Origin of the sequence: Actinomadura atramentaria DSM 43919, assembly GCF_000381885.1 — a bacterium.
Lineage (GTDB): Bacteria > Actinomycetota > Actinomycetes > Streptosporangiales > Streptosporangiaceae > Spirillospora > Spirillospora atramentaria.
In genome coordinates this window covers 76,029-93,235 of record NZ_KB907226.1, presented here as the reverse complement: position 1 = coordinate 93,235, position 17,207 = coordinate 76,029, and the positions used below count along the sequence as shown (strand labels likewise).

The window sequence follows — 17,207 nt, the reverse complement described above, 5'->3', positions numbered from 1 at the left end:
TCCGCGCCGCGCCCCGGTTCGCTGGAGGGGGGTGCGGCGCGGCTCGCCCGGCCCCGGGCCGCGGCGGCCGCGGCGGTGGCGGCCAGGTAAGGACGGCGGTCACCTCGCGGTGCCGCCCGGCCACGCGACCACCGGTACCCGGGGGGACGGCGGCGGTGTGGCGCCCTCGACACGGAGCAGGTTCGAGGGACGCCGCGCGTCCCGCCGGGGCTGGGGGGACGGCGGCCGCGCGGGGGCCCGCTCGGGGTGCCGCGCGGCGCGGGGGACGGGGGGACGGTCGGCGGGCGGGCGGCCCTCGATGCGGGCGATGAGGTGCTGCGGGGTGGCGGCCTCGACGAAGCCCCGGGCGGCGCTCCCGCGCGGCGGCAGGGCCCACCAGTGGCCGGTGTAGGGGCCGTACCAGACGGCCCATCCGGGGAAGCGGCGCCGCAGTGCCTCGACCTCCGCGGCGTGCTCGTCTGCGCTCATAACGCGGCTCCCCTGCGGCGGACCGGCCGGACGGCCGGTACGAACCTTTAACGTTTTAGCCACATTTAATTGGAACAGTCAGATTGTGTCGCCCGACACAGACCCAGTCAATGGCCGTGGCGATGATTTGTCGATACCGCGCAGACGGAAATTAACGACAACAACCAACAGTCGTCAACAATCTTCGGGAACCCGACGAACAGGGCATTCGCCCCAGACGGCTCGCGACCCGGCCGCCGCGCGGGCGTTGTGAAATTTGTCCCTCTTCGCGCGTTTAGTCCGTTGTTTCGCCACGCGCGCGGCGGCCCAGCAGGCGCAGCAGGCCGGGGTCCGTCGCGAACAGCCGGTCCAGCTCGTGCTCGCCGACCCGCTCGGCGAGGATCTGCAGTGCGGCGTCCTGCCGCACGTACTCGGCGGCCATCAGGGCGACCGCCGGGTCGGCGGTGTAGATGCCCCACGCCGTCCCGTCCGCGCCGAAGCCGCCGACGACGGCCTCCCGGCGGTCGCCCACGACGACGATCAGGCGGTAGCCGAGGTCGTCCAGGACGGCCTCCGGCGCGGAGTAGCGGTGGCGGTGGACCGTCGCGGCCGCCGCGAGGCCGTCCGGCTCGGGGCCGAACGCCAGGACCGACACCTCGACGCCGCGCTCCCCCGCGTCGCGCAGGCCGTCCGCGAGGTGCGCGGCCTCCTGCGGCCACAGCGAGGCGAACACGTCGCGGCGGGCGGCGGCCAGGACGTCGGCGGCGCGGGCGAGCAGCGCCGCGCCGTCGCGCAGGTTGTGGATGACGTGCGGCTCGGGGGCGGCGGCGACGGCGGGCAGCGCGGTGCGCAGCACCGAGACCGAGCCGTCGAACTCGCGGCGCAGCCGGTCGAGCAGGGCGTCCGGCGGGAGCGGCAGGTACCCGGTGGCCTCGCCGTCGCCGCGCAGCTCGTAGGCCGCGCCCCGGCTGACGAGCTTGCCGAGCGTCTCGTAGACGGTGCTGCGCGGGACGCCCGAGCGCTTGGCGACCTCGTACCCGTTCAGCGGGCGGCCCGCGCCGACGAGCGCGGTGTACGCCTTGGCCTCGTAGCCGGACATGCCGAGCCGCTGGAGGTGCGCGAGGACGTCCTGCATGCTCACCGCCGACATCCTAGAGGCGTCCGCGGCCGTGACCGCCCCGTGATCTAGGATCCTTGAAACGATCTTGGAGGGGACGCATGGACCTCGGACTGGACGGCCGCCGCGCCGCCGTCGCCGCCGCGTCGGGCGGGCTCGGGCTGGCGAGCGCGCGGGCGCTGCTGGCCGAGGGCGCGCGGGTGGCGATCTGCGGACGCGACGCGGACCGGATCAACGCGGCGGCGGCCGACCTCGGGCCGGGCGCGCATCCGATCGTCGCGGACGTCGGGACGCCGGAGGGCGCGACGGGGTTCGTCGCGGCGGCGCGCGCGGCGCTCGGCGGCGTGGACATCCTCGTCGCCAACGCGGGCGGGCCGCCGCCGGGCGGGTTCGCGGACACGCCGCTGGAGTCCTACGGCCCGGCGCTGGAGCTGAACCTGCTGTCGGTCGTGGCGATGTGCCGGGCGGCGGTGCCGGAGATGCGCGAGCGCGGCTTCGGGCGGGTCGTGGCGATCACGTCGCTGTCGGTGCGGCAGCCGAACCCGAACCTGATCCTGTCGAACACGGCGCGCGCGGGCGCGACCGCGTTCCTGCGGACGCTGGCGCGCGAGGTCGCCGCCGACGGCGTCACGGTGAACTCGCTGCAGCCCGGCTCGCACGCGACCGCGCGGCTGGCGAAGCTGTACGGCGGCGACCTGGCGAAGGCCGCCGCGCAGGTCCCGGCGCGGGCGGTCGGCGCGCCGGAGGACTTCGGCGCGTTCGTCGCCTACCTGTGCTCGCGGCAGGCGTCGTTCGTGACGGGCGCGGCGATCCCGGTGGACGGGGGCGAGTACGCCGGGCTGCTGTGACCCGGCCCGCCCTGCGAATAAGCGCTCGGTGACTACGATGCGGGGATGGCCTCCCCCGTGGACTGGACGCCCCCGTCCGAGCACCTGATCCGCGCCGCCGACCTCGCCCTCGCGCCGTGGCGCGCGTGGACGTCGCCCGTCTTCCACGGCGTGGAGAACGTGCCCGTGCGCGGCCCGGCGCTGCTCGTCGGGAACCACACCGTCTACGGCGTGGTGGACGCGCCGCTGATGTTCTTCGAGATCCACCGGCGGCGCGGCGTCTGGGTGCGGTCGCTGGCCGACCACCTGCACTGGCTCGTCCCCGGCTGGCGGACGCTGCTGACGGCGGGCGGCTCGGTGGGCGGCACCCGCGACAACTGCCGGGCGATGCTCGCGGCCGGGCAGACGGTCGTGGTGTTCCCCGGCGGCGCGCGCGAGGCGACGCGGCGGCGCGGCGAGCGGTACCGGCTCCAGTGGGAGGGGCGGCTCGGCTTCGCGCGGATGGCGGTGGAGGCGGGCTGCCCGATCGTCCCGTTCGGGTCGGTCGGCGCGGAGGAGATGTTCACGACGGTCGTGGACGCGGCGAGTCCGCTGCTCGGCCCGGCGCGGGCGCTCGGCCGCGCCGTCCTCGGCGACCGCGGCCGCCGCGACGACCTGCTGATGCCGCTGTCGCGCGGGATCGGCCCCACCCCGATCCCGCGCGCGGAGCGGCTCTACTACCGGTTCGGCGCGCCGATCGACACCTCCCCGTGGCGCGGCCGCGCGGACGACGTCGGCGCGCTCACCGAAGTGCGCGACGCGACCCGCGAGGCCGTCGAGGGGATCATCGACGGGCTCCGCGCCGAGCAGGCCGCCGATCCCGGCCGGACGCCCGCCGGGCGCCTCGGCCGGGGTCTGGCGCGCGGCGCGCGGCGGCTGCCCCGGCCGCGCGCCGCGCTGTCCCTTCCGCCCGTGCCGCTCGCCCGGCGGCGCGCCGCGCCGCCGGGCTGACCGTCACGCGGCCGCGCGCCGCTGGAACGGCAGGTAGCGGTCCGCGCGGTGCGGCCGGGCCGGCATCCCGGTGGACTCGACGGCGAGGATGCGGTCGAAGCGGAACGCGCGCACGCCCCGCCGCATCCGGCACCAGCCGACGAGGTACCAGTGGTCGCGGTGGACGAGGCAGGTGACGGGCTCCACCTCGCGGATCGTGACGTTCGCGCCCGCGTCGCCGTAGCAGAGCCGGACGACGCGGTGCTCGGTGATCGCGGACGCGATGACGCGGGCGCGGTCGGCGGTGGCCGCGTCCTGGGCGTCGGTGAGGGTCTGCAGGGTCTCGGCGGCGACGGCGTCGTGCGGGCCGTCGCCGAGGAGGGCGCGCAGGGCGCGGCGGGCGGTCGCGGCCTGCGGTCCCGCGCCGAGGTGGGCGAGCGAGAGCGCCAGCGAGGCGACCTCGGCGGGGGTGAGGGCGGGCTCGGTGGTTGCGGACTCGGTGGTTGCGGGCTCGGTGAAGAGCGGTTCCGTGCGGGGCGTCGCAACGTTCGGCATGGTTCGATTATATGTTCGAACACCGACATTTCCCAGGGCCGCGGGCCGCCCGCGAGGGGGCCACTTGAGCAGATCAGCGCGGTACGGGACACTGATCCCCCTATCAGGGGAATGACAGGTTCCAGTGCCGTCCGGGGGTGTGCCGCTTGACCGACGCGTTCCCCGTGCTCGACCGCGACGGCGTGGACGCCGAGCTGGCCGCCGTCCGCGACGCGCGGGACCGGATCAACGCCGAACTGCTCGAACTGGAGGCGCAGCCGGGCTACCGGATGCTGCTCGGGGCGCCGGTCGAGGGCGCGACCGCGCGGGCGCGGGCCGAGGTCCGGGCGGGCGTCGCGGAGCTGTGGGACTGGTTCGGCCGGTACGCGCGGGTGGTCGACGCGGCCGGGGAACTGCGCGCCCGCCGGTCCCGGCCCGACCGCGCCGAGCTGGCCGAGCTGTCGCGCCTGCTGCTCGGGCGGTCCGTCGAGCCGCCCGCCCGCGAGGTGCCGCTGGAGCGGCGGACGCTGCTCGCCGCGCCGCCGCCGAACCACACGCTCGCGACCGTCGTCGACCGGATGACCGACCTGTACGAGGACGCCGTGCGCCGCGTCGCCGACGTCGACGCGGCGTGGTCCGCGCTGCTGCCCGCGCTGGAGCGCGCCGAGCAGGCCGGACGCGACGCCGCCGCGCTGCCCGAGGCCGCCGCGCCGCTCGCGGAGCTGGCCGCGCTCGCGGCGGCCGTCCGCGCCGACCCGCTCACCGCGCTCCGCGACGGGCTGCCGCGCCTCACCCGCGTCCACGACGCGCTGGCCGGGCTGCGCGAGCGCGCCCGCGCCGAGGCTCGGGCGCGCGCCGAGCTGGGCGACCGGCTCGCGGCGCTGGACGCGGCGGTCGCGCTCGTCCGCGACGCCGAGGACGAGGCGCGCCGCGTCCGCGCCGAGGTCGCCGCCAAGGTAGCCGCCCCGCCGCCGCCGGACGTCCCGGCGCTCGCCGTAGCCCTCGCGGACCGCTGCGCGGCCGTCCGGCGGGCCGGGGACGCGCCCGGCCTGGCCGACCGCGTCGCCGCGCTGGAGGCCGCCGCCGCGGACGCGCTGCGCCGCGTCCGGGAGAGCCGCGACCTGGCCGCCGGGCTGCTGGACCGCCGCGAGGAGCTGCGCGGACGGCTGGACGCCTACCGGATGAAGGCGGCCAGACTCGGCCACGCCGAGGACGCCGACCTCGCCGAGCTGCACGAGCGCGCCCGCGCGCTGCTGTGGTCGGCGCCCTGCGACCTGCGGCGGGCCACCGCGGCGCTGTCGGGCTACCAGCAGGCCATCACCGCCCGCGCGAAGGGACCGGACCGTTGAACTGCACCGCGCCGGGATGCACCGGAAACATCGAGGACGGTTACTGCGTCATATGCGGCATGCCACCTTCCTCCGGCACGCCCGCGGGCGGGGCGCTGCCCGGCGCCGCGCCGCCGACGACGCGCACACCCGCGTCGGGGCCGCCCGCGCCGCGCTACGGGTCGCCGTCCGGACCGCCGAGCGCGCCGCCGTCCGCTCCCCCGCCGGGGACGCCGTCCGCGCCGCCGTCCGGGCCGCCGTCCGGGCCGCCGTCCGCGCCGCCGCGCTGCGCGGTGGCGGGCTGCGGCGGGACGATCCGCGACGGCTACTGCGACGTCTGCGGCATGCCGCCCGGCCAGGGCGCCGAACCCGCCCCGCCCACCGTCGTCAGCCGCCCGGCCGCCGCCGGCTCGCACGCGTCGCGCGGCAGCTACGGCACGCACGCGACCGGCTCGGTGCGCACCGGCAGCACGCGGACGGGCTCGGCGCGGTCGTCGGGCCGGCGCGGGATGCTCGGCGCGGGCCTGGTCGAGGTGCCGCGCGTCCCCTACCGCGACCCGTCCACGGCGGTGCTGTCCAACGCGGAGGTCGCGGAGAACAAGCGGTTCTGCGGGAGCTGCGGCGAGAAGGTCGGCCGCGCGCGCGGCGACCAGCCCGGCCGCAGCGAGGGCTTCTGCCCCAAGTGCGGCACGCGGTTCTCGTTCACGCCGAAGCTGCGCCCCGGCGACCTGGTGCGCGGCCAGTACGAGGTGCTGGGCTGCCTCGCGCACGGCGGGCTCGGCTGGATCTACCTCGCCAAGGACCGCAACGTCAGCGACCGGTGGGTGGTGCTGAAGGGCCTGCTGGACACCGGCGACGCCGACGCGGCCGCCGCCGCGCAGGCCGAGCGGGCGTTCCTGGCCGAGGTCGAGCACCCCAACATCGTCAAGATCTACAACTTCGTCGAGCACGCCGGTGACGACTACATCGTCATGGAATACGTCGGCGGCCGGTCGCTGAAGGAGATCCTGTCGGCGCAGCGCGCGACGGGCGCGGAGGCGCTGCCGCTCGGCCAGTCGATCGCGTACGCGCTGGAGGTGCTGCAGGCGTTCGGGTACCTGCACGCGCAGGGCCTGCTGTACTGCGACTTCAAGCCGGACAACGTCATCCAGTCCGAGGAGCAGCTCCGGCTGATCGACCTCGGCGGCGTCCGCCGGGTGGACGACCAGGTCAGCCCGATCTACGGGACGGTCGGGTACCAGGCGCCGGAGATCTCCGAGGTCGGCCCGTCCGTCACGTCCGACCTCTACACGGTCGGCCGGACGCTGGCGGTGCTGAGCTTCCCGTTCCGCGGCTACACCGGGAAGTACGCGACGAGCCTGCCGCCGCGCGAGGACGTCCCGCTGCTGGCCCGGCACGAGTCGTTCGACCGGTTCCTGCGCCGCGCGACGCACCGCGACCCGGCGGAGCGGTTCCAGGACGCCGCCGAGATGGCCGAGCAGCTCACCGGCGTCCTGCGCGAGGTGCTGTCGGCCGAGGACGGGCAGCCGCGCCCCGCCGCGTCCGGGCTGTTCGGCCCCGAGCGGGCGGTGCCGGGCACCGAGGGCGACGCGGCGACGGCGCTGCCGCCCGTCCCGCCCGCCGAGGCGGCCGCCGCGCTGCCGGTGCCGCTGGTGGACGGCGCGGACCCGGCGGCGGGCACGCTCGCCGGGCTGACCGCGATGGAGCCCGCGCAGCTCGCGGCGGCCGTCGCGGCGATCCCCCGGCAGACGCCCGAGGTCCGGCTGACGCTGGCCCGGGTGCGGATCGAGCTGGGCGACGGCGCGGGCGCGTGGTCGGTGCTGGACGGCGTCGCCGCCGACCTGCCCGGCGACTGGCGGATCGAGTGGTACCGGGCGGTCGCGCTGCTCGCGGACGGCCGCACGGCCGAGGCCGAGCCGCGCTTCGACCGCATGTACGGGCTGCTGCCCGGCGAGGCCGCGCCCAAGCTCGCGCTGGCGTACTGCCGCGAGCAGTCCGCGCCGCGCGACGCCGCGCGCCTGTACGACCTGGTGTGGCGCACCGACCCCGGCTACATCAACGCGGCGTTCGGGCTGGCGCGGGTGTACCTGCGGGCGGGCGACCGGACGTCGGCCATCGCGGTGCTGGACTCGGTGCCGCGCACGTCGGTGCGGCACGTGAGCGCGCAGGCGGCGGCGGTCGCGACGGCGGTGCGGGGCCGTCCTTCGGGCGAGGCGTCGGCCGAGGAGCTGGTCGGCGCGGGCAACCGGCTGACCGTCCTGGAGGTCGACGAGCTGCGCCGCGCCCGGCTCGCGGTGGAGGTGCTGCACGCCGCGCTCGACTCCGTCCGGCACGGCCGGGCGGGCGGGCCGGCGACGGTGTTCGGCGTGCCGCTGGCCGAGCAGCCGCTGCGCGGCCGCCTGGAGGAGACCTACCGGGTGCTGGCCCGGCACACCCGCGACCGCGAGGAGCGGCGCGAGCTGATCGACGCCGCGAACGCGGTCCGGCCGAGGACGCTGCTGTGACGGAGGTTCCGACGATGAAGCCGGCCGACCCGGTCTGCCCCGCCTGCCGCGAGGTCGTGTACGCCGGGGAGGAGTTCTGCGAGGCGTGCGGGAGCCGGCTCGGCCCCGACCCGGTCCCCGCCCGTGTTCCGACCCGCGGCGGCGGGCGGGCGTGCGCGGGTTGCGGCGCGGACGCGGTGGACGCGGACGGCTACTGCGAGCGCTGCGGGCTCAAGCAGCCCGCCCCGCGCGACCGCGTCGAGCTGGAGATCGCGGCGGGCCGCGCGGCGGGCGTCAGCGACCGGGGCCGCCGGCACAGCCGCAACGAGGACTACCTGGCGCTCACCGAGCATCCGGCCGGGTTCGCGACGGTCGTGTGCGACGGCGTCGGCTCGTCCCCCGACCCCGACCGCGCGTCGCTGGCCGCCGCCGAGACGGGCGGCGCGGCGCTGGCCGAGCGGCTGGCGGCGGGCGACGACCCGGCCGACGCGACGCGCGCGGCGCTGCTGCGCGCCGGGGACGCCGTGGCCGCGCTCGCGCCGTCGCCCGCCGAGGCCCCGTCCTGCACGTACGTGTCGGCGGTGACCGGGCCGGGGACGGTCACGGTCGGCTGGGTCGGCGACAGCCGCGCCTACTGGCTCGCCGCCGACGGCTCGGTCGCGGACGGCGACGGCGGCGACGTCCTCGGCCCGTCCCGCCAGCTCACCGCCGACGACTCCTGGGCCGCGATCATGGTCGCCCGCGGCGCGCTGACCGAGGCCGAGGCCGAGGCGCACCCCAACGCCCACGTCATCACCGGCTGGCTCGGCGCGGACGCCGAACAGCTCGACCCGCACGTGCGCACCTTCGCCGTGGACCGCCCCGGCACGGTCCTGGTGTGCAGCGACGGGCTGTGGAACTACCTGCCCGCGGCGGGCGGGCTCGCCGCCGTCGCGGGCGACGCCGCCGCGGCGCCCCTCGACGCGGCCCGGGCCCTGGTCCGGCACGCGCTGGAGGCCGGGGGACGCGACAACATCACGGTGACGCTGCTTCCCGTCACCGCAGGGAACGGAGCGCCCGCATGACCGACCTGCCGCAGTTCGCCATCAGCGTGGACCAGAACAAGTACCTGCCCGAGGGCGGCAGCGAGGTCCACGCGATCGTGTCGGTGGAGGCGACGGGCGGGCCGGTGGCCGCGCCGTCCGCCGCCGCGGCCGAGGTGATCATCATCGACACGTCGGGGTCGATGTCCTACCCCGACACCAAGCTGAAGTCGGCGGTGGCCGCCGCGACCGCCGCCGTGGACACGCTGCGCGACGGCGTGAACTTCGCGATCGTCGCGGGCAACGACTCCGCGCGGATGGTGTATCCGGCCGAGCAGGCGCTCGTCCCGGCGAGCGACGCGACGCGCGCCAAGGCCAAGGCCGCGCTGCGCAAGCTGAAGGCGTTCGGCGGCACCGCCATCGGGTCCTGGCTGCGGCTCGCGGACGAGCTGGTCGAGGACCACCAGGGCGGCGTCCGGCACGCGATCCTGCTCACCGACGGCAAGAACCAGCACGAGACCGACGAGGAGCTGGACGCGGCCCTGTTCCGCTGCGGCGGCCGGTTCGTCTGCGACTGCCGGGGCGTCGGCACCGACTGGAAGGTCGCGGAGCTGCGCAAGGTCGCGTCGGCGCTGCTGGGCGGCGTGGACATCGTCGCGGACCCGCAGGACCTCGTCGCGGACTTCCAGGCGATGACCGAGGCGGCGATGGGCAAGGCCGTCGCGGACGTCGCGCTGCGCGTGTGGACGCCGCAGACCGCGCGGCTGCGGTTCGTCAAGCAGGTCATGCCGACGGTGGAGGACCTGACGGCCCGGCGCGCCGAGTCCGGCCCGCAGGCGGGCGACTACCCGCTCGGCGCGTGGGGCGCGGAGAGCCGCGACTACCACATCTGCGTGGAGGTGCCGCCGAACGCGGTCGGCAAGGAGCTGCGCGCGGCGTGGGTGAAGCTCGTCGTGCCGGGCGCGGCGGGCGCCGAGGACCAGGTGCTCGCCAGCGGCAACGTCCTCGCGGCGTGGACCGACGACGAGGCCGAGTCCACGCGCATCAACCCGCGCGTCGCGCACTACACCGGGCAGGCCAAGCTGGCGGACGCCATCCAGCAGGGCCTCCGGGCGCGCGAGGAGGGCGACCTCGACACCGCCACCGCGCGGCTCGGCCGCGCCGTGCAGCTCGCCGACGAGGCCGGGAACGACCCGATCACCGCGCTGCTGCGCAAGGTCGTCGACGTGGAGGACGCCGCGACCGGCACCGTCCGCCTCAAGCGCGACGTCGACAAGGCCGACGAGATGTCGCTGGACACCCGGTCCACCAAGACCGTCCGGACGCGCGGCGGGGTCTGACATGGCGACCTGCCCGGCCGGGCACGCCTCGGCCGCCGCCGACTACTGCGACGTCTGCGGGGAGCGGATCGGCGGCGCGCCCGCCGCGCACCCGCCCGGCCCCGCGCCGGTCCGCCCCGCGCCGGTCCGCACGGGCGCGACCTGCCCGGACTGCGGCACGCCCGGCGCGGACCGGTTCTGCGAGAACTGCGGCTACGACTTCGCGACGGGCGGCGGAAAGCCCACCCCGGCCCCCGGACCGGCGGACCGCCCGGCCGGCTGGGTCGCGGTCGTCGCCGCCGACCGCGACTACTTCGCGACGGTCCTCGCCGGGGACGGCCCGGACGTCAGCGGCCTGACGTTCCCGCCGTACAACCCCGAGCGCCGCGTCCCGCTGACCGGCCCGGAGGTCCGCATCGGGCGGCGCGGGTCCGCCGGGCCGCCGCCGGAGATCGACCTGCGCGAGCCGCCCGGCGACCCCGGCGTGTCCCGCACGCACGCGGTGCTGCTCGCCCGCGAGCGCGGGTGGGCGCTCGTCGACCCCGGCTCCACCAACCGGACCTGCCTGAACGGCGCCGCCGACCCGATCCCGCTCAACGTGGAGATCCCGGTCGGCGACGGCGACCGCATCCACGTGGGCGCTTGGACCACGATCACGCTCCGGGAGACCCGATGACCGCCGTCCCGCAGGCCGTCCAGCAGGCCGCCGCCGCGCCGCCCGCCCGCCGGGAGCCGCGCGGCCCCGTCCGGCGGCGCGGCCCCGCCCGGCTCGTGCCGCGCACCGCCGCCGCCCGCGTCCGCGCGCTCGCCGCGCTGGTCGTCGTCGCGCTGGCGGTGACGCTCGCGGTGACGTGGAACGCCGTCGCGGACGCCCGGCACGGGATGCGGGTGATCGGGCACGACGCGGGCCCGCAGGTCGTCGCGACCAGCGACCTGTACTTCCAGCTCACCGACATGGACGCGCAGCTCGCCAACGCGCTGCTCATCGGCGGCTCGCAGGGCCTCGGCGCGACCCGCGCGCAGGCGCTCGCCCGCTACGAGCAGAACCACGCCAAGGCCGCGACGGCGCTGCTGCAGGCCGCCAAGCTCGCGGACGAGCCGTCGGAGAACGCCACCGCGCAGGAGGTCGTGATCGCCCTCGGCGACTACGAGCGCCTCGCCGGGCAGGCGCTGCTGCTGGACCAGCAGTTCGGGCACACCGCCGGGCCTCCGTCGCAGCGCGTCCTGGACCTGTACCGGCAGGCCAGCGACATCATGAAACTGGACGTGCTGCCGAAGGCGTACAACCTGACGCTCGACAACGGCACGCTCGTCCGGCACACCTACGAGGACGAGCGCGCGGCCGTCCGCAACGGCGTCATCGCGGTGGTCGCGGCCGGGGCGGTGCTGGTCGTGCTGCTGCTGGCGCTCCAGGTGTTCCTGACGCGGCGGTTCCGGCGCGTCCTGAACCCGCCGCTGGCGCTGGCGACGCTCGTCGCGGTCGCGCTGACCGCGTTCGGCGCGGTCACCCTGTCCGCGCAGTCCGCCCACCTGAAGCGCGCCAAGGAGGACGGGTTCGACTCGATCCTGTCCCTGTCGCGCGCCCGCGCGATCGGCAACAGCGCCAACGCCGACCAGACCCGCTACCTGCTCGACCCGGGCCGCGCCGACACCTACGAGCAGGTGTTCCTCAGCAAGTCCCAGTCGGTGCTGTACCTGAAGGCGGGCAACCTCGCCGCCTACAACGACGCCGTCCAGCGGCAGCGGGGCCGGACGGGCTTCCTCGGCTTCCTCGGCACCGAGGCGGCGCAGCGCGGCATCGCGGGCCAGGACGCCGCGCTGGCGAAGGTCATCGCGGCCTACCGGACGTTCCAGGCCGACGACCACCGCATCCGCGGCCTGGTCGAGGCGGGCCGCCGGGACGAGGCGATCCGGGCGCGGCTCGGCCGGACGGCCGGGTCGTCGGCGGCGGACTTCGCCGCGTACGACGGCTCGCTGGTCAAGCTCGTCCAGATCCACCGCGACGTGTTCGACGACGCGGTCCGCGACGGCGACGGCGGGACGCGGCACTGGGAGTGGGGCCTGCCCGTCGCGGGCCTGCTGGTGGCGGCGCTGGTGCTGCTCGGCGTGCGGCCCCGGCTGGCGGAGTACCGATGAGGAGGCACACGATGCTCGCTTGGACGGGCGCTTCGACCCGGGCCCTCGCCCGCCGGTCCGGCGCGGCCTGCGCGGCGCTCGCGCTGCTGGCGGCCGGCGGCTGCGCGGTCGCGGGCGCGGACGGCGACTCGGTCGCCCGCAAGGACGAGCTGGTGATCGGGATGAGCCCCGACAAGCCGGGCCTCGGGATGCGCACCGGCTCGACCTACAGCGGGTTCGACGTGGACGTCGCGCGGGAGATCGCCAAGCGGCTCGGCGTGCCCGCGGGCAAGGTCGCGTTCCGGCCGGTGACGTCCGCGACGCGCGAGAAGATGTTGCGCGCGCACGACGTGGACATGGTCATCGCGTCCTACTCGGTGACGCCGGAGCGCAAGACGCAGGTGACGTTCGCGGGGCCGTACTACGTCGCGCACCAGGACATCCTCGTCCGCCGCTCGGACACGTCGATCAAGAACGTCCGCGACCTCAAGGGCAAGCGGCTGTGCGACGTGCCGGGCTCGGTGTCGTTCCCGCGCGTCACCCGCGAGCGGGGCGTCGCGGCGGTCTCGGTGAAGGCCGACACCTACGGCGAGTGCCTGACCAAGCTGCAGTCCGGCGCGCTGGACGCGGTGTCCACGGACGACCTGATCCTGGCGGGCATGGCCGCGCAGTCGGCGAAGGACGGCGGCGCGCCGCTGCGGATCGTCAACGCGCCGATCTCCGACGAGCCGTACGGCGTCGGGCTGGCCCGTGACGACGTGGACGGCTGCGAGGCGGTGAACAAGGCGATCACCACGATGTACCAGGACGGGACGGCCGCGAAGCTGCTCAAGCAGTGGTTCGGGCCGGTCGGGCTTCAGGTGACGACGACCGTGCCGCAGTTCGAGGGCTGCGACTGACCGGACGCGCGGTAGAGATCTCGGCCGCGAAACGGTCAGTGATATCAGGCGGTTACGTAAGTACCGGACGTCACACAAGATCGTAGGTTATGGTCGCGGCCAAAATCCGTTCTTGTCCTCACATCTGGTGCGAGGAGCGACATGACGACCATCGTCCTGGTGGTGATGTGCGTCGTGGTCGGAGTCCTCGAACTGGACGCGGGTCGGCGCGGCCGGGACCGCGAACGCGCGTTCGCCCGCCAGATCAACGCGCTGGGCGACCAGATCGCCCGGCAGAACGAGGCGCTGGCGACCGCGGGCGAGCGGCTGACCGCCGAGCTGTCGCGGGTCCGCGACGACGTCCTGCCCGGCCTGGACTCGCGCGTCCGCGACAACGCCGGGCAGGTCGCGGACCTCGCCGAGCTCGTCCACCGCGCCGACGCCCACGTCCGCGCGCAGGCGGGCCGGATGACCGACCTGGAGCAGCAGCGGGTGACGCTCGCCGCGCTGCGCCGCAAGCTGGGCGAGGTCGAGGGCGCGGTCCGCGCGCTGGACCGCGCGGGCGGCGCCGCCGTCGAGGACAAGGTGGACACCGCGCTGGACCGCCTCGCCGACCTCGCGCGCGGTGGCGGCGAGATGCTCGAACTCCAGCGCACCCTCACCCGCACGCTGGAGGAGATCGAGGACGTCGTCGGCGAACTGCTCCAGCTCACCGAGGGCGAGCTGGACGACGCCGTCGCCGGGGCGCTCGCGGGCCGCTCCCCCGACTCCGGCGTCCGCGCGACCGGCCGCCTGTGGACGCGGGACGCGCAGATCCGCGACATCCTCACCGAGGTCTACGAGCGCGCCGTCCGCGCGAGCGGCCTGGAGGTCCGGTTCCGCACCGGCGAGCACGCCGACGGCGCGGCCGAGGGCGAGCGCCGCCGCTACTTCCTCGGCGGACGCCACGTCGCCGACCTCGGCGGCACGTTCACCGCGCTGCTCATCTCCACCGGCACCGACCTGCGGCCCGGCCTCGCCCGCGACGGCGCGGCCCGCGCCCCCGAGGACGAGGCCGCGCTGAAGGCCCTGCTGCGCACCGTCTTCGAGTCCACGGGCGCGGTCGCGCAGATCGGCCCGCTGCTGGCCGTCCGCACCCGCGACGAACTGCTGTGCGCCGTCCTCACGCCCGACCAGAACCTGGAACTGGAGAGCGACGAGGTCTTCTTCGACCCGGTCGCGGCCGTCCGGCGGCTCCGGCTGCTACCGCCGCATCAGGTCTGGGACCTGACGGCCTGGGGCGCGGGGGCGGGCGCGTAGGCGCGGACCCGCCGGTCGTCCGGCGGCCCGATCCGCACGAACACCGGGCAGCGCGGCACGCGCGTGCGCGGGTCCACCTCGGCGCACAGCCCGACCCCGGCCGCGCGGTCCAGCAGGACGACGTTCTCCACGGCCCGCGCCGCGCGCACCGCGTACGGCACCGAGTCGGCGTCGTCGTCGTGGACGAGTTCCTCGAAGGTGAGGCGGCGCGCGAACCGCAGCAGCGCGGCCGCGTCCACGATCCGCGTCCCGGCGGCCTCGGCGGGGCCGGCGATGACGATCCCGAAGCTCGGGTCGGCGCGGCCCCGCACGTAGATCTCCCGGTCCGGCTCCAGGCCGCGCGCCCGCCGCGCGAGCTGCAGCCCGAACCCGGCGTCGCCCGTCAGGAACGCGGGCGGGCCCGCGGCGCCGCACGCGACGCCGACCGCCCCGGCGGGCGCGCGCCAGCCGGGCAGGTACAGGCCGAGCCCGCGCACCAGCAGCCGCCAGACGGGCCGCCCGGTGACGTCGGGGACGAACTCCCCGCCCGTCCCCCGGGCGTTGGCCGGGCCGCCGCCCGGCGGGAGCTGCGACGGGTCCGGAACGAGGTCCACGCGGCCGTCCATGCGCCCATCTTCGGACGCGGGCCCGAGCCGCACAAGGCCGCGCGGGAACGGCCCGGCCGGGACCGGACGGCCGCCGCCCGGCCGCTCCCGCCCGTCCCGCGCGGTCGGCTACGGTGGTTACCCCCACGGACGGACGAGGGTGCGCCCAGCGTGAATATGCAAGACCTGATGGTCCGCCGCGACTCCGAGTCGCGGATCATCGACAAGTACCTCATGTCGTACGAGGGCCGGGTGATCGCGGTGCGCAAGCACCCCGCGGTCCTGCTGCCCGCCGCGTCGGTCGCGGTGGGCGCGCTGCTGGTCTGCGGCGCGGTGTCGGTGGTCACCGGCCTCTGGCTCGTGTGGTGGCTCTGGCTGATCGCCCTGGGGTACCTGCTGTGGAAGATCCTGTCGTGGTCGATCGACTTCTTCCTCGTCACCGAGCACCGGATCATGGCGGTGTCGGGGATCATCAACCGCAACGTGGGCATGGCGCCGCTCAGCCACGTCGACGACATCAAGCTGACCCGCACGGTCCTCGGCCGGACGCTCGGCTACGGCGACTTCGAGCTGCAGACCAGCGGGCAGTGGCACGCGCTCAAGGAGATCGGGTTCGTGCCGTACCCCGAGCAGCTCTACCTGGAGATCTCCTCGGTGATCTTCGGCTCGGACGACTGACGGGGCCGCCGCCGCGACGCCGCCAGCGCGGCCAGCGCCCCGGCCGCGAACAGCAGCGTGCCGAGCGCGTTCGCCTGCGGCGGCACGCCCGTCTTGGTCGCGCCGTACACCCACACCGGGAACGTGACGGTCGAGCCGCCGGTGAAGCCGGTGACGACGACGTCGTCGATCGACATCGCGAACGCCAGCAGCGCGCCCGCCGCGACGCCCGGCGCGATCATCGGCAGCGTGACGAGCCGGAACCGCGCCCACGGGCCCGCGCCGAGGTCGCGGGCGGCCTCGTCCACGGCCGGGTCCAGGCCCGCGACGCGCGCCCGGACCGTCACCGCGACGAACCCCAGCGAGAACAGCACGTGCGCGGCGACGAGCGTCGGGAAGCCGCGCGGCACGTTCAGCGTCACGAACATCGACAGCAGCGCCGCGCCGAGCACCAGTTCCGGGCAGGCGACGCTCATCAGCACGACGACGTTCACCGCGCCGCGCCCCCGGAACCGGTACCGGCCGAGCGCGAGGCCCGCGAGCGTGCCGAGGACCGTCGCGACGGCCGTCGAGACGAGCGCCAGCACGACGGACGTCGCGAACGCGCGCGTCAGGTCGGGCCGGTCGAACAGGTGCTGGTACCAGCGCAGCGTGAAGCCCTGCCAGCGGGTGTTGCCGCGGTTCTCGGTGTCGTTGAACGCGAACAGCGCCATCACCGCGACGGGCAGCAGCAGCCAGCCGAGCAGCAGCCACGTGTAGGCGCGGCCGATCACGCGGCGTCCCCGAGCACGTTGCGGGCGCCGAGCGCGCGGGCGTACGCCAGGACGGCGACGAGCAGCACCGCCATCAGCGTGAACGACAGCGCCGACGCGGTCGGGTACGCGCCGTTGTCGAAGTACTCGGCGCGCACCACGCCGCCGACCATCGTGTCGTCCGGGCCGCCCAGCACCTCGGCGTTGACGTAGTCCGCCGCCATCGGCACGAACGTCAGGACCGCGCCCGCGAACACGCCCGGCAGCGACAGCGGCAGCAGGACGCGCGCGAACGCCGCCGCCCGGCCCGCGTACAGGTCGCGGGCGGCCTCGGGCAGGCTCCGGTCGACGCGTTCCAGCGCGACGTAGATCGGCAGCGCCATGAACGGCAGGAAGTTGTACGTCAGGCCCGCGATCACGGCGAAGCCGGTGTCGAGGACGCGGAAGTCCGTCGGGAGCAGACCGTGGTCCTTCAGCGGGCCGAGCAGCGGGCCGTCGTCGGTGAGGACCTGCCGCCACGCGAACGTCCGCAGCACGAACGACACGAAGTACGGGACGACCAGCAGGAACAGGTACCGGGTCTTGTGGCGTCCGGCGCGGAACGCGATCCAGTGGGCGGCCGGATAGGACAGGACGGCGCACGCGACCGTGGCGGCCAGCGCGTAGCCGAGAGACCTCGCCAGGACGCCGCCGTACACGCCGATGCCGTCTCGGTAGTTCTGCCAGTGGAACGTCTGGCGGAACCCGTCGATCAGATTGCCCGACTGCAGGGACAGCGACGCCATCAGCGTCATCGGAATCAGGAAGAACGCCAGGAGCCACAGCCCGCCCGGCAGGACGAGCAGGTACGGGGCGAACCGGCCGCGCCGCGCCACG

The 17,207-nt window shown here is 76.0% G+C and carries 17 protein-coding genes; 11 read left to right on the top strand and 6 right to left on the bottom strand.

Annotated elements, in window-relative coordinates:
* Positions 1-99: 99 nt before the first annotated feature.
* Positions 100-468, bottom strand: a complete 369-nt coding sequence (locus G339_RS0130555) for a hypothetical protein (protein ID WP_019634874.1) — start codon at positions 466-468, stop codon at positions 100-102.
* Positions 469-742: 274 nt separating this feature from the next.
* Complete coding sequence (locus tag G339_RS0130550) at positions 743-1,582, bottom strand: TrmB family transcriptional regulator (RefSeq protein ID WP_157408115.1); 840 nt, start codon at positions 1,580-1,582, stop codon at positions 743-745.
* Positions 1,583-1,665: 83 nt separating this feature from the next.
* Between G339_RS0130550 and G339_RS0130545 the strand changes: the two genes are divergently transcribed.
* Both G339_RS0130545 and G339_RS0130540 read left to right on the top strand, forming a co-directional pair.
* Complete coding sequence (locus G339_RS0130545; protein WP_019634872.1) at positions 1,666-2,412, top strand: SDR family oxidoreductase; 747 nt, start codon at positions 1,666-1,668, stop codon at positions 2,410-2,412.
* Positions 2,413-2,457: 45 nt separating this feature from the next.
* The gene (locus tag G339_RS0130540; protein ID WP_019634871.1) at positions 2,458-3,381 is read left to right on the top strand and encodes a lysophospholipid acyltransferase family protein; all 924 of its coding nucleotides are present in this window, start codon (positions 2,458-2,460) and stop codon (positions 3,379-3,381) included.
* A gap of 3 nt (positions 3,382-3,384) precedes the next feature.
* Here the strand turns inward: G339_RS0130540 and G339_RS0130535 are convergent, their stop codons facing one another.
* On the bottom strand, positions 3,385-3,915 hold the full coding sequence (locus G339_RS0130535; RefSeq protein WP_019634870.1) for a helix-turn-helix transcriptional regulator: 531 nt from the start codon (positions 3,913-3,915) through the stop codon (positions 3,385-3,387).
* A gap of 146 nt (positions 3,916-4,061) precedes the next feature.
* On the opposite strand from G339_RS0130535, the gene G339_RS0130530 reads away from it, so the two are divergent.
* The 8 genes from G339_RS0130530 to G339_RS0130495 all read left to right on the top strand — a co-directional run bounded on the left by G339_RS0130530 (position 4,062) and on the right by G339_RS0130495 (position 14,338).
* A complete protein-coding gene (locus tag G339_RS0130530; RefSeq protein WP_019634869.1) occupies positions 4,062-5,243 on the top strand; it encodes a hypothetical protein in 1,182 nt (393 codons plus the stop codon).
* Between the two features lie 59 nt (positions 5,244-5,302).
* A complete protein-coding gene (locus G339_RS0130525) occupies positions 5,303-7,726 on the top strand; it encodes a serine/threonine-protein kinase (RefSeq protein WP_019634868.1) in 2,424 nt (807 codons plus the stop codon).
* Complete coding sequence (locus G339_RS35890) at positions 7,723-8,769, top strand: PP2C family protein-serine/threonine phosphatase (RefSeq protein WP_019634867.1); 1,047 nt, start codon at positions 7,723-7,725, stop codon at positions 8,767-8,769. Before G339_RS0130525 ends, G339_RS35890 begins: the two co-directional genes overlap by 4 nt.
* Positions 8,766-10,067, top strand: a complete 1,302-nt coding sequence (locus G339_RS0130515) for a vWA domain-containing protein (RefSeq protein ID WP_019634866.1) — start codon at positions 8,766-8,768, stop codon at positions 10,065-10,067. The genes G339_RS35890 and G339_RS0130515 overlap by 4 nt, the downstream gene beginning before the upstream one ends.
* 1 nt (position 10,068) lies before the next feature.
* Positions 10,069-10,722 carry an FHA domain-containing protein gene (locus G339_RS0130510; protein WP_019634865.1) on the top strand — a complete coding sequence of 218 codons (654 nt, stop codon included), beginning with the start codon at positions 10,069-10,071 and terminating at the stop codon, positions 10,720-10,722.
* On the top strand, positions 10,719-12,182 hold the full coding sequence (locus G339_RS0130505) for a hypothetical protein (RefSeq protein WP_019634864.1): 1,464 nt from the start codon (positions 10,719-10,721) through the stop codon (positions 12,180-12,182). Before G339_RS0130510 ends, G339_RS0130505 begins: the two co-directional genes overlap by 4 nt.
* An 11-nt stretch (positions 12,183-12,193) precedes the next feature.
* Positions 12,194-13,060 (top strand): glutamate ABC transporter substrate-binding protein, encoded by an 867-nt coding sequence (locus G339_RS0130500; RefSeq protein ID WP_019634863.1) that lies wholly within the window; start codon positions 12,194-12,196, stop codon positions 13,058-13,060.
* Positions 13,061-13,201: 141 nt separating this feature from the next.
* Complete coding sequence (locus G339_RS0130495) at positions 13,202-14,338, top strand: hypothetical protein (protein WP_019634862.1); 1,137 nt, start codon at positions 13,202-13,204, stop codon at positions 14,336-14,338.
* On the opposite strand, the gene G339_RS0130490 is transcribed toward G339_RS0130495, so the two are convergent.
* Positions 14,293-14,943, bottom strand: a complete 651-nt coding sequence (locus G339_RS0130490) for a hypothetical protein (protein WP_019634861.1) — start codon at positions 14,941-14,943, stop codon at positions 14,293-14,295. The two genes, G339_RS0130495 and G339_RS0130490, sit on opposite strands and share 46 nt — an antisense overlap.
* A 156-nt stretch (positions 14,944-15,099) precedes the next feature.
* Here G339_RS0130490 and G339_RS0130485 point away from each other — a divergent pair, with 156 nt between their 5' ends.
* Complete coding sequence (locus tag G339_RS0130485; protein WP_240489944.1) at positions 15,100-15,600, top strand: PH domain-containing protein; 501 nt, start codon at positions 15,100-15,102, stop codon at positions 15,598-15,600.
* Here the strand turns inward: G339_RS0130485 and G339_RS35885 are convergent.
* A complete protein-coding gene (locus tag G339_RS35885; RefSeq protein WP_019634859.1) occupies positions 15,558-16,352 on the bottom strand; it encodes an ABC transporter permease in 795 nt (264 codons plus the stop codon). The genes G339_RS0130485 and G339_RS35885 overlap by 43 nt on opposite strands.
* A complete protein-coding gene (locus G339_RS0130475) occupies positions 16,349-17,206 on the bottom strand; it encodes an ABC transporter permease (RefSeq protein WP_019634858.1) in 858 nt (285 codons plus the stop codon). Before G339_RS0130475 ends, G339_RS35885 begins: the two co-directional genes overlap by 4 nt.
* Between the last annotated feature and the right edge of the window lies 1 nt (position 17,207).

Excerpts from the sequence above, each read along its gene's own strand:
- G339_RS0130555 (WP_019634874.1), bottom strand. The coding sequence starts at position 468 with ATGAGCGCAGACGAGCACGCCGCGGAGGTCGAGGCACTGCGGCGCCGC.
- G339_RS0130550 (WP_157408115.1), bottom strand. The coding sequence starts at position 1,582 with ATGCAGGACGTCCTCGCGCACCTCCAGCGGCTCGGCATGTCCGGCTAC.
- G339_RS0130545 (WP_019634872.1), top strand. The coding sequence starts at position 1,666 with ATGGACCTCGGACTGGACGGCCGCCGCGCCGCCGTCGCCGCCGCGTCG.
- G339_RS0130540 (WP_019634871.1), top strand. The coding sequence starts at position 2,458 with ATGGCCTCCCCCGTGGACTGGACGCCCCCGTCCGAGCACCTGATCCGC.
- G339_RS0130535 (WP_019634870.1), bottom strand. The coding sequence starts at position 3,915 with ATGCCGAACGTTGCGACGCCCCGCACGGAACCGCTCTTCACCGAGCCC.
- G339_RS0130525 (WP_019634868.1), top strand. The coding sequence starts at position 5,303 with ATGCCACCTTCCTCCGGCACGCCCGCGGGCGGGGCGCTGCCCGGCGCC.
- G339_RS0130515 (WP_019634866.1), top strand. The coding sequence starts at position 8,766 with ATGACCGACCTGCCGCAGTTCGCCATCAGCGTGGACCAGAACAAGTAC.
- G339_RS0130510 (WP_019634865.1), top strand. The coding sequence starts at position 10,069 with ATGGCGACCTGCCCGGCCGGGCACGCCTCGGCCGCCGCCGACTACTGC.
- G339_RS0130505 (WP_019634864.1), top strand. The coding sequence starts at position 10,719 with ATGACCGCCGTCCCGCAGGCCGTCCAGCAGGCCGCCGCCGCGCCGCCC.
- G339_RS0130500 (WP_019634863.1), top strand. The coding sequence starts at position 12,194 with ATGCTCGCTTGGACGGGCGCTTCGACCCGGGCCCTCGCCCGCCGGTCC.
- G339_RS0130495 (WP_019634862.1), top strand. The coding sequence starts at position 13,202 with ATGACGACCATCGTCCTGGTGGTGATGTGCGTCGTGGTCGGAGTCCTC.
- G339_RS0130490 (WP_019634861.1), bottom strand. The coding sequence starts at position 14,943 with ATGGACGGCCGCGTGGACCTCGTTCCGGACCCGTCGCAGCTCCCGCCG.
- G339_RS0130485 (WP_240489944.1), top strand. The coding sequence starts at position 15,100 with ATGCAAGACCTGATGGTCCGCCGCGACTCCGAGTCGCGGATCATCGAC.